The sequence below is a fragment of the Pseudomonas sp. GW821-FHT02H09 genome (assembly GCF_059421425.1).
Genome location: NZ_JBWKVA010000010.1, coordinates 72,716 through 84,313, shown reverse-complemented (window position 1 = coordinate 84,313; position 11,598 = coordinate 72,716). Strand labels below are relative to the sequence as shown.

The 11,598-nt window shown below is 59.4% G+C and carries 8 protein-coding genes and 1 pseudogene; 8 read left to right on the top strand and 1 reads right to left on the bottom strand.

Annotation, left to right across the window (positions count from 1 at the left end; genetic code table 11):
* Positions 1–349 precede the first annotated feature (349 nt).
* Positions 350–1,303, bottom strand: a complete 954-nt coding sequence (locus AC07VR_RS15565; RefSeq protein WP_495011722.1) for a LysR substrate-binding domain-containing protein — start codon at positions 1,301–1,303, stop codon at positions 350–352.
* Positions 1,304–1,430: 127 nt separating this feature from the next.
* On the opposite strand from AC07VR_RS15565, the gene AC07VR_RS15560 reads away from it, so the two are divergent.
* The 8 genes and pseudogenes from AC07VR_RS15560 (at position 1,431) to AC07VR_RS15525 (ending at position 11,550) form a co-directional block, all read left to right on the top strand.
* Positions 1,431–2,813: an MFS transporter gene (locus AC07VR_RS15560; protein ID WP_495011721.1), complete on the top strand. Its 1,383-nt coding sequence runs from the start codon at positions 1,431–1,433 to the stop codon at positions 2,811–2,813.
* A gap of 77 nt (positions 2,814–2,890) precedes the next feature.
* Complete coding sequence (locus tag AC07VR_RS15555) at positions 2,891–4,432, top strand: UxaA family hydrolase (protein WP_495011720.1); 1,542 nt, start codon at positions 2,891–2,893, stop codon at positions 4,430–4,432.
* A gap of 35 nt (positions 4,433–4,467) precedes the next feature.
* Positions 4,468–5,949, top strand: a complete 1,482-nt coding sequence (locus AC07VR_RS15550) for an NAD-dependent succinate-semialdehyde dehydrogenase (protein WP_116263402.1) — start codon at positions 4,468–4,470, stop codon at positions 5,947–5,949.
* A 34-nt stretch (positions 5,950–5,983) separates the two neighbouring features.
* The gene (gene hpaI / locus AC07VR_RS15545) at positions 5,984–6,784 is read left to right on the top strand and encodes a 4-hydroxy-2-oxoheptanedioate aldolase (protein ID WP_495011719.1); all 801 of its coding nucleotides are present in this window, start codon (positions 5,984–5,986) and stop codon (positions 6,782–6,784) included.
* A gap of 685 nt (positions 6,785–7,469) precedes the next feature.
* Positions 7,470–8,018 (top strand): annotated as a pseudogene (locus AC07VR_RS15540) (GlxA family transcriptional regulator); the annotation flags it as partial.
* A gap of 435 nt (positions 8,019–8,453) precedes the next feature.
* Complete coding sequence (locus AC07VR_RS15535; protein WP_495011718.1) at positions 8,454–9,506, top strand: ABC transporter substrate-binding protein; 1,053 nt, start codon at positions 8,454–8,456, stop codon at positions 9,504–9,506.
* 322 nt (positions 9,507–9,828) lie between these two features.
* Positions 9,829–10,755, top strand: coding sequence for an ABC transporter permease (locus AC07VR_RS15530; protein WP_495011717.1), 927 nt, complete (start codon positions 9,829–9,831; stop codon positions 10,753–10,755).
* Positions 10,756–11,550 (top strand): ABC transporter permease, encoded by a 795-nt coding sequence (locus AC07VR_RS15525; RefSeq protein ID WP_495011716.1) that lies wholly within the window; start codon positions 10,756–10,758, stop codon positions 11,548–11,550. It abuts the gene before it with no gap.
* Positions 11,551–11,598: the final 48 nt, after the last annotated feature.

The window sequence follows — 11,598 nt, the reverse complement described above, 5'->3', positions numbered from 1 at the left end:
CGTGCGATCGCTCAGCCAACGAAGGTCGATAATCCAAGACGATGAGGTCAGAGCGTTTTTACACACTCTGGGCCAGAAGCGAACGGTCGCGGGTAGACCATGCGCGGATGCCATCGTCCGAGATACTCCTGAGATTGTTCACGACTTTTTGCGCCCGCCTCGGGTAAATGCCTCAAGGTCTACCTCGCCGAGGTTTCGAGATGCAGGACGCAGCGCGTCATAGAGTGATCGTGCTGGCGTGACCCCTTGTTTCACTACGACCTGTTGAGCCAGACGCTCTTCTCGCTCTGCGCTGTCGACGCTCTCGAACACAGCCACCAGATTCTCGGTACAGCCGCCGCATGCACATTCACTCAGGCGCAGTCTCACCTCTAATGTCCATGGCCTGTTCATGCAGAGCGTCGATGAGGGTGCTGGCAACGGGGGTTCTCAGCCCGTTACGTAGCAGAATGATGCCCACCGACGGTAACTCGATCGGCACCTCCAGCGGCAAGGTGTGACCAAGGCCTACGGATTCGAGGTAATGCGCGACCTCACTCGCGACGAAACAGACGCACCCTCTTTTCCTCATGAACGTCATCGTCACCAAAAAAGAAGAGGTTTCGATAATGTCAGCTGGGGGTTGCAGCTTATGCTTGTAGAACATCTGATTCAGCTTGACCCGCGAGGATGCCCACGCTGGGGGAACGACCCAGGGAAGCGCCGCCAGATTATGCCAGGCGGGTCGGGCCACTGTGGCCAGTGGATGATCGGCGGCGACGACAACCCTCATGGGGTCGGCGTATAACGCCTCTGTTTCAAGGTCCGGAGAGCTGTAGCCCGGCTCCAGTCGGCCCACGATGAAATCGAGCTCGCCTGTGCGCAGCCTCGGCAACAGGCGCGTGAGATCACCTTCCTCGATCGACACCGTCGTCTGTGGCGAGCTGACCTTGAGGCGGCCGACCGCTCCTACCAGCAATCCAGGTGTGGCGACGACCATTGCGCCGACGCGGATACGACCGGCTCCGCCACTGGCGACTGAAGCGATGTCGTCACAGGTACGGTCAAAATCCACAAGCACCGAGCGCGCAAATCGGACAACTTGCTCGCCGTAGGCGGTCGGCCGAGTGCCTCGCGTAGAGCGGATGAATAACTCAAGTCCGAACATCTTTTCGATTTCCGCCAGCGACTTGCTGACTGCCGGTTGGGTAAGCGACAAAAATTCCGCTGACCGCCCCAAATGGCGGAACTCATCCAGCGCAACGACAAGCTGCAAATGCTTGAGTTTGAGGTTGGAGCGCAAAACTCTATCGATGTCACTCACCTGCTTTATCTCCGGCAGAAGAAGCATATATGTCGAAACCGTTATGAAGTATGTCCACTTATTCATTGTTCAGCAATGTAACGACGATTCAGTATCGAAGAACAAAAACAATGACCGGAGACAAGCAATGCGCACTCCAAGTACCACAAAACCGCCAAGTGACGCCGTGGTGAATCAAGGCAAGAAATCCAACGCTCGTTGGGTTGTGGCAGGTCTGATGTGGTTTGCCATCGCCATCAACTATATCGATCGCACCGTTCTCGCAGTCGCAGCACCTGAGCTCGTCAAAGAATTCAGCCTGACGCCCGAGATGATGGGTATCGTCTTATCTGGATTTTTCTGGTCCTACGCTCTGCTACAAATTCCTGCTGGCTGGGTGGCAGACAAATTCGGGCAAAAAATGGGGCTTGGCATCGCCGTAGGCTCATGGTCGCTCGCTACGGCTGCGACAGGGCTGGCGACTGGCTTTGCATCTTTGGTCGGACTGCGAGTGGCACTCGGCGTCGGTGAAGCCGGCGCTTATCCGGCCAATGCCGGGATCGCGTCCAAGTGGTTCCCGGACAAGGAACGGGCAACCATTTCGGGGCTTTTTGACAGCGCCTCGAAATTCGGCGGTGCCGTGGCGATGCCACTCATCGTGACATTGATGATGACTTTCGACTGGCGCATGACGTTTGCAATCGTGGGTCTGACCGGCCTCGTCTGGAGCCTGATCTGGTGGCGGTACTTCTCGGACACACCAGAGAAACACAGAAGCGCCAACGCAGCCGAGGTGGAATACATCCGGGGTGGTCAGACCCAGCAGCACGGTGTTGATGCCACGATTGCGATGAAATGGTACGAACTGCTCAAGCACCGCAATATCTGGGCGATGTGCCTGGGCTTCTTCACCATCAACTACATCTCGTACTTCTTCATCACCTGGCTGCCCACTTACCTGGTGAAGGAACAGGGGATGGGCCTGCTTCAGATGGGCATGGTCGCCTCGCTTCCGCTGATTTGCGGCCTCTTCGCCGAGATCGCTGCCGGGTGGCTTTCCGACAGGGTGGTCCACAGTGGACGCCTGTCGCTCACCGCGACACGCAAACTGTTTCTCATCGTGGGTCTCTCGATGGCGCTGTGCATCGGACTGGCTCCGTTGACCACGTCGGTTGGGCTCACTGTCCTCTTGCTGTGCATCGCAAAGGCCGGCACCACCGTCGCGGCTTCGCAAGTCTGGGCTCTGCCGGGTGACGTCGCGCCGAAGAACATGACCTCGACCGTGGCCGGATTGCAGAACATGGTTGCGAACTTCGGCGGCGTACTGGGACCGGTGATCACCGGATTCATCGTTGCCTCGACAGGGTCGTTCAAAATGGCTCTGGTCTTCTCAGCTGTGCTCGGAATGCTAGGCATCCTGAACTACGCATTCCTGCTGAAGAAGGTCGAACCCATCGTCGCGTCCAAGCCGACGGAGCCTCGGCACGCCACCACATCCTCGCAGGTGTTGAATGACCCCTATAGCCGCTGATGCCTGATGAGCTACGCAGGGATAACGCCTGCGTTTCACCTTCTCCACCGCCGTAATCTGGACGCCAGGATTGTTTCATGACGACTACCACGACCCATGCCACTCACAGACTGATACGTCTACACGCCAACGACAACGTCCTCGTCGCTCGCCAATTGATCGGCCTTGGTGACGAGCTGCCTGAACTGGGAGTACGCGTCCGGGCGCAAGTGCCGGCCGGGCACAAGATCGCTGCGCAGGACATCATGGCCGGTGAACCCGTGCGTAAGTACGACACGATCATCGGTGTCGCTTCGCGCAATATCATCAAGGGCGAGCACGTTCATTCCCACAACATCGCACTCATCGATTTCGACCGAGACCCAGGCTTCTGTGAGGATGTGCGCCCGGTGGACTATGTAGCGCCCGATAAACGCGCTACGTTCATGGGCATCGTGCGAGCAGACGGCCGTGTTGCCACGCGCAACTTCATTGGAATCCTTTCGTCGGTAAACTGCTCGTCGACCGTGATCAAGAAGATCGCCGAACACTTCACGCCCGAGCGGCTCGCCGCCTACCCGAACGTCGATGGCGTCGTCGCATTCGCCCAGACAAGCGGGTGTGGCATGTCGTCCCCCAGTTATCATTTCGACGTGCTGCAGCGCACCATCGCCGGGTACGCCCGCCATCCCAATCTGGCGGCTGTACTGATCATCGGACTGGGTTGCGAGCGAAACCAAGTGGCCAGCCTCGTCGATTCTCAGCATCTGGTGCCCGATCGCAATCTGCGCACGTTCGTGATGCAGGATACCGGCGGCACGCGTGCAACCATCGCTCAAGGCATTGCAGCGATCGAAGCGATGCTGCCCGAAGCCAACGATATAAAGCGTGTCCCGGTCAGTGCGGCGCACCTGAAAATCGGACTGGAATGCGGCGGCTCCGATGGCTTTTCAGGCATCACCGCCAACCCGGCATTGGGGGCTGCGATGGATATTCTGGTGCGTCATGGCGGCACGGCCATTCTGTCCGAGACACCCGAGATCCACGGTGTGGAGTTCATGCTGACGCGACGTGCGATCAGTCCCGAGGTGGGCCAGAAGCTACTGGACCGCCTGGCCTGGTGGGAAGAATACACGCGAGGTCAGAATGGCCAGTTCAATGGCGTCGTAGGCCCCGGTAATCAGGCCGGTGGTCTGGCCAATATCTTCGAAAAATCGCTGGGGTCTGCCATGAAAGGCGGCACGACACCGTTGCAGGCGGTGTACGAGTACGCCGAGCCGATTGACAAGGCCGGGTTTGTGTTCATGGATTCACCGGGCTATGACCCTGTTGCCTCAACCGGTCAAATCGCCAGCGGTGCCAACCTCATTTGCTTCACAACGGGACGGGGCTCGATGTTCGGGAGCAAACCGGCGCCAACGATCAAACTCGCCAGCAACACCCCGATGTTCACCCGTCTGGAAGAAGACATGGACATTAATTGCGGCCTCATTCTTGACGGTGAGCTGTCGGTTGAGCAGATGGGTGAGCGCATCTTCGAGCACATCCTGGAGGCCGCTTCAGGCGCCTCGACCAAGAGCGAATTGTTGGGGCTTGGGGATCACGAGTTCGTGCCCTGGCACCTGGGCATCGTCAGCTGATCCAACCCGTTTGCACACATTCAAGGAACCTCGGCATGAGCTTGAAACTGACCCGCAACGACCTGATTCGAACGCAGAATTTCATTGGTGGCCGTTGGTGCACCAGAGATCCAGAGGCGCTGCTGTCTGTAACCAACCCGGCCGACGACTGCTATATCGCCCAAGTGCCCGACAGCAACGCCATTGACGCGCGTGAAGCCGTCGATGCCGCTCATTCGGCCTTTGCAGCCTGGCGCACCACCCCTGCCAAACAGCGCGCGCAACTGATCAAACGCTGGAACGATCTGATTCTTGAGCATCAGGAGGATCTGGGCAGGCTGATATCGCTGGAGCAGGGAAAACCCCTCGCAGAGGGGCGCGGCGAAGTGGTCTACGCCGCCAGCTATGTCGAGTGGTTTGCCGAGGAGGCGACGCGCTCATATGGCGATGTGATCCCGGCGCCAGTCGCGGGTCGCCGCATGACTGCAATCAAGGAACCTGTTGGCGTGGTCGCTGCGATCACGCCCTGGAATTTTCCGGCGGCGATGATTGCCCGCAAGATCGCTCCAGCACTGGCGGCAGGTTGCACCGTCGTCTGCAAGCCGGCCGAAGACACGCCACTGACGTCCCTTGCACTTGTGCGCCTGGCTGAGGAAGCAGGCTTTCCGGCAGGAACGCTGAACATCGTCACCGCTTCGCGGGAGCGTACACCCGAAGTGGTAGACGCCTGGCTGGCTGATTCACGGGTGCGCAAGATCACCTTTACAGGGTCGACGCCAGTGGGCAAGCACCTGGCCCGAATGTCGGCCGACACATTGAAAAAGTGCTCGCTTGAACTGGGTGGTAATGCCCCATTCATTGTTTTTGACGATGCGGACCTCGACGCTGCGGTGGACGGCCTGATGGTGTCCAAGTTTCGCAATGGCGGTCAGACCTGTGTGTGCCCCAACCGGATCTATGTGCAGAGCGCTGTGCACGACCAATTCGTTGAAAAGCTGGTGGCAAGGGTCAGCGCGCTGAAAGTCGGGCCAGCCTCCCATAGCGATTCTCAGATCGGTCCGATGATCAATGCGCGAGCCGTCGACAAGATCGCTCGCCATGTGGATGACGCTGTTTCAAAAGGCGCAGAAATCGCCACTGGCGGTCGACGCATCCGCGAGGGTGTCGCAGACGGCCCGAACTACTACGCGCCCACTGTGTTGATCAATGCGACCCCGCAAATGGAGCTCTGTAATGAAGAGACATTCGGCCCCGTCGCACCGATTTTCCGGTTCACGACTGAAGCGCAAGTGATTGACCTGGCCAACGACACTCCATTCGGGTTGGCGGCCTACTTTTATACCCGGGACGTCAAACGCGTCTGGCGCGTGGCCGAGGCCCTGGAATCGGGCATCGTGGGCATCAACGAAGGCGCTCTCGCCGCAGAGGCCGCACCGTTTGGGGGTGTCAAAGAGTCGGGCTATGGCCGTGAGGGTTCACGCTACGGCCTGGAGGACTACATGCACATCAAATACCTTTGTCAGGGCGGCCTGAACTAGTTCCGACAAACACAAACGAGGAGTACAGGCAATCATGGGAAATCCGTTCAAGACCGCGCTTTCGCGAGGCGATAAGGTCATCGGTCTCTGGCTTTCACTGGCCAATTCCTACAGCGCCGAAATTTGCGCCACAGCAGGCTTCCAATGGTTGCTGATCGACGGTGAACACGCGCCAAATGACGTGCGGAGCACACTTGTACAGTTGCAGGCCGTTGCGCCTTATCCGGCCCATCCAGTGGCACGCACCGTCGATGGCAATCCGGCAATGATCAAACAGATGCTCGACATCGGCGTTCAAACGTTGCTCGTACCAATGGTCGATACCGCCGAGCAAGCCATCGCTCTGGCAGCCGCTACCCGCTACCCGCCGCAAGGCACAAGAGGCGTAGGTGCAGCGGCGGCTCGTGCCTCGCGCTGGGGAGGCTACTCGGACTACCTGGAGACGGCCAACGACGATGTCTGCTTGTTGGTGCAGGCTGAATCCAGGGTTGCACTCAAGAACCTTGAAGCCATTTGCGCCGTCGAAGGCGTGCACGGCATTTTCATTGGGCCGGCTGATCTGGCCGCCTCAATGGGGCATCGTGGGCATCCTGAGCACCCTGAAGTGCAGCAGGCGATCGAGAAAGCCATACGCACCATCGTTGCCAGTGGCAAAGCCGCTGGCACTCTGACAGGCGATGCCAAACTCGCACGGCACTACCTCGAACTGGGGGCCACCTTCGTCGCAGTAGGGCTCGATCTGACGCTGCTGGCACGGGCGACCCGCGGATTGGCCAACGACTTCGGTCTCGGCGCTTTATCGGCACCCCCTGCAAGTGGCGCCTCACCCTACTGACTGCTCAGGGAAAGCTGTTCCATCAAGCCGCGGCATGGGTGGGTTGCTACCACGTCGCGCCCTGGAGGCAATGTCACCCAGCCCGCCACAGTACTTCGCCTTTCACCAGAGAGGTGAATCGATCGATGAGCAGTGCTGGGTAATGAAATCGAAGATCCCGCAAGCCAGCGCCACAATCTCCTGAATCGAGCCTTCCAAACAGGAGAAGGTCAGTGCAACCCTGTCGAGCAACGACGGTGAAGTGACCGTGAGTCTCGCGCTGGAGGGGCATGGGCTGATCCTGAGATCGCGCTGGGACGTGCAGCCGGGCGACGTCATGCTCTTGTCCGGATTGAGCGTCCCCTATGGGTCATTGCCAACTTGAAGCGCAACGCGCTCAGTGAACGTCGCAACAGTCATTGGCTAGGGTTAGTGAGACTGATACCACGGTAGAGAAAGTGGGCAGAAATCGGACTAGACTGCGCCCGTAACGCATATTTGAGGGAGCCAGCAACCGATTCCAGCCGGGACCCGTCGCGTCTTTTTGTATCTCATCTTAAGAGCGTCATGTATTTCTGGCTGATTTCAGCCCCCAGCGATTCTGAAAGCGGTGAATTGATCAAAGACAATCAGGTCACCCGCTCATTTTCTGTGTTTTTAGCCGCCACGGGCGCCTCGCGGCAACCATTCCCCACATTACAGGCGCATGCAGGAGGCTTTCCCGCGAATCAGCATGAGCGCGGGCCTATTTACCCTCGACCGCAGCCGGTTCACCAGCTCTGGCGGAACGGCGCCCATGGATATGATGCTGCACCTGATCGGTCGCGATCACGGTTGCAAATTGTCTGCGGACATATCGGCGACTTTCGTCTACGAGTGCATCAACGAACAGGATCATCAGCGCGTGCCGCTCAAGCATGTACTGGACACCCATCAAACGAAACTGCAGGAAATCGTCGCGTTGATGGAGGCCAACCTCGAGGAACCGATCGATCTGGATCACCTCGTGCAAACGTGGACCTGTCACGTCTAAAGCTGGAGCGCTCGCTTCAGAAATACCTGAACTGCGCACCATCACGTTATTACCTGCGGCTACGCCTCATTCGAGCGCGGCAGTTGCTCAAGCAAACGTCGATGTCGATGTCGATGTCGATCATCGAGCTGACGGCCGCCTGCGGTTTTGTATTCACACCCCACTTTTCCGAATGCTATCGCGGGTACTTCGGTGTATCGCCGAGCGACGAGCGACGAGCGCTGCAGCTCAGGCGCCAGTCCCAAGCCCGCCATGCCTGCCATCGCTCAACCGTGATGGGTGCAACCGGTCACAGCGTTCGACCAGGCACGAAACGAATCGACATTTGCGAGCTTCCGCATGAGCCCGCGCCCCACAAACTAGATAGACGCCCCACGCCGATGCAGCCCCGGAGATTGACCGTTAACACGTCGGAACGCCACGCCAAATACCGCATCGGATAGATACCCCAGCGGAGCCGCTACGGACGAGACGCTCTCGACGCACGAAATACCGTGACCGTTCCGATTTTCGCAATAAACAGCTTTTCATCCGCAAATTTATAGCCGCTTCCTTCATGGACAAGCCGGTACATTAGACCTTCATGGTCCAGCAGAGCGACCGACAACAAAACCTACAGCTCGCCCAAGAAATCTGCCAACCATTCGGAGTCTTTCCATGAGCACATTGCGCACCACAGCTTTCAAACTCGCGAGCCTGGCCCTGTTCATCGGTGGCGCCACCCAGGCCATGGCCGAGGACATCACATTCGTTTCCCAGGGCGGTGCCTACCAGGAAGCGCAGAGCAAGGCGATTCTCGAGCCGGCCGCGAAAAAACTCGGCCTGACGCTCAAGCAGGACAGTTCACCGAAGGCCTACCCGATCATCAAGACCCAGGTCGAGAGCGGCAAGGTCACCTGGGACGTGGTCGACCTGCCCACCGGGGATTGCATCCGGGGCGAGGCCGAAGGCCTGTTCGAGAAGCTCGACCTGTCGCTGATTCCCAACGCCGCGCAGATACCCGCCAGCCTCAAGGACGAATACAGCGTCGGCTACATCAGTTACTCCACGGTACTGGCGTATCGTACGGACGCCTTCAAGGGCGACAACGTACCCAAGACCTGGGCCGATTTCTGGGACACCAAGAAGTTTCCAGGCCAACGTTCCCTGCGCAACTTGCCGCGCCCGACCCTGGAAATCGCGTTGCTGGCGGACGGCGTGCCGGTGGATAAGCTCTACCCGCTGGACGTTGATCGCGCCTTCAGGAAACTCGAACAGATCAAGCCCGACATCGCCACCTGGTGGACATCCGGCGGGCAGTCGGCACAGTTGATCAGCGACGGCGAAGTGGACATGATCCAAGCCTGGAACGGCCGGATCACCGCCGTGCAGGCCGCCGGTGCGCCGGTGGCCTTCGATTACAACCAGGGCGTGCTGGAAACCAACTCACTGTGCGTACTCAAGGGTTCCCCGCACAAGGTGGCGGCGATGAAGTTCGTCAACGAAGCCATCGATGCCAAGCTGCAGGCGGCACTGCCGATGATCATCGACTACGGCCCGCTGAATCCCGAGACCTTCAAGACCGGCGTGATCCCGGCCGAGCGTGCAGCCAAGCTGCCGTCCTCCCCCGAGAACATCTCCCGCCAGGCTCTGCTTTCGGCGCAATGGTGGGCCTCGCAGGACGGGGTCAAGGCAGAAGAGCGCTGGCTGGCCTTCGTCCAGAAAAAATAACGGCCGATTGATGCTGCGCCGCGGGCCAGACGCCTCGGCGCAGGACATGCCGTCTGCCTCCCCGATTTCGACATAAAGCACTTCGGCACCGGCCAATTCCACCCGCTTCGTTCGTTGGCATCCCGGTACATTAGGCCTGAGGGTCCCGCAGAGTGAGCTGTGCAGACAACTCGCCCTCGCCCTAAGTACCTGCCCACCATTGGGAGTTCCTTACATGACACTATCCGAGCACCGCACCTTGCAGTCCGCGAGGACGATTGCCGCCAGCCCTGTCCGCCAGCGCTGGATTCCCTCCAGCCCCCTGCAGTGACGAGAGGTCTATATGTCAAACACCTATCTCGCCAAATCCATGCCCGACTCCAGTGACCAGCCCCAACCGCCGTTGACCAGCGAAGAAGCCCTTGCCCGCGAAGAGCGCAAGGAACACACCTCGATGCTGTTGCTGCTCACCCCCGCACTGGTGATGGTGGTGGTGCTGTTGATCATGCCGCTGTGCTGGCTGGCCTTGCAGTCGGTCCAGACCGAGGAAGGGTTTTCCCTGGCCAACTACATCCGGATCTTCCAGGAAACCATCTACTGGGACACCTTCGCCCTGACCTTCAAGATCAGCTTCATGGTGACCATCCTGTCGATCGTGATGGGCTTCCCCATCGCCTACGCCGCCTCGCGCCTGCAGGGTTTCTGGGCCAACCTGATCCTGATCTGCGTGATCCTGCCGTTCTGGACCAGCGTGCTGGTGCGTGCCTATGCCTGGCTGGTGCTGTTGCAACGCCGCGGGCTGGTCAACCAGACGCTGATGGACCTGGGCATCATCGACCAGCCCCTGACGCTGATGCACAACACCACCGGTACGGTGATCGGCACCCTGCACGTGATGCTGCCCTTCATGGTCCTGCCGCTGTATTCGGTGATGAAGAAGATTCCCCAGGACCTCATGCAAGCGTCGGAAAGCCTGGGCGCAAAACCCTTCTACACCTTCCGTCGTGTGTTCCTGCCAATGGCGGCGCCCGGGATCATGGCCGGTTCGATCCTGGTCTTCGTCATCTGCCTGGGCTTCTTCATCACCCCTGAACTGCTCGGTGGCGGTCGCACGATCCTGGTGTCGATGCTGGTGCAACGCAACGTCGAGCTGTACCACGCCTGGGGCGCCGCCAGTGCGGTCGGCCTGGTGCTGCTGTTCGTGGTGTTCCTGATTTTCTGGGGCATCAACCGCTTCATTCCAATCGAACGCATTCTGGGAGCTCGCTAAATGAACCTGCTTGCCAACCTGCGTCACCTGCGCCTGTCCCACGTGCTGTTCACCGTGGTGGTCGCGGCGATCCTGCTGTACCTGATCATCCCGGTGTTGATCGTGGTGCCCATGTCGTTTTCCGAAGCGCGCTTCCTGCAGTTCCCGCCCAAGCAATGGTCTTTCCATTGGTACGAGGCGTTCTTCAACAGCGTGGAGTGGATGTCGGCGGCACGGGTCAGCCTGATCACGGCATTCTTCACCATGGCGATCAGCCTGCCGATCGGCATGGCGGCCGCCTATGCCATCAACAACTCGAGCCTGAAGGTGGTGCGTACACTGCAGATCATTCTGCTGCTGCCGATGATGGTGCCGATCATCCTGATCGCCGCCGGCGTGTTCTTCGTGTATGCCCGGGTCGGCCTGATCAGCACGCTGACCGGGCTGGTGCTGGCGCACATCATGCTCGCCCTGCCCTATGTGATCATCGCGCTGCTGGCCGGCCTGCGTAATTTCGACATGTCGCAGGAAATGGTGGCGCGCAGCCTGGGCATGAACCGCTTCCGGGCGTTCATGGCCGTGACCCTGCCGCAGATCAAGCCGAGCGTGGTGTCGGCCACGCTGTTCGCCTTCATCACCTCGCTGGATGAAACCGTGGTGGCCTTGTTCATCTCCGGTGGCGACAACCAGACCCTGACCAAGCGCATGTTCACGGCGCTGCGCGACGAGATCGATCCGACCATTGCCGCCATCAGCTCGATCCTGATCCTGGCCTCCCTGATCCTGGTGGTGATCGCCGGACGCAACAAGCAGTAACCGCTCCCGCAGAAACGCCATTGCCCGCTTGGGCGGTGCGCCGGACAT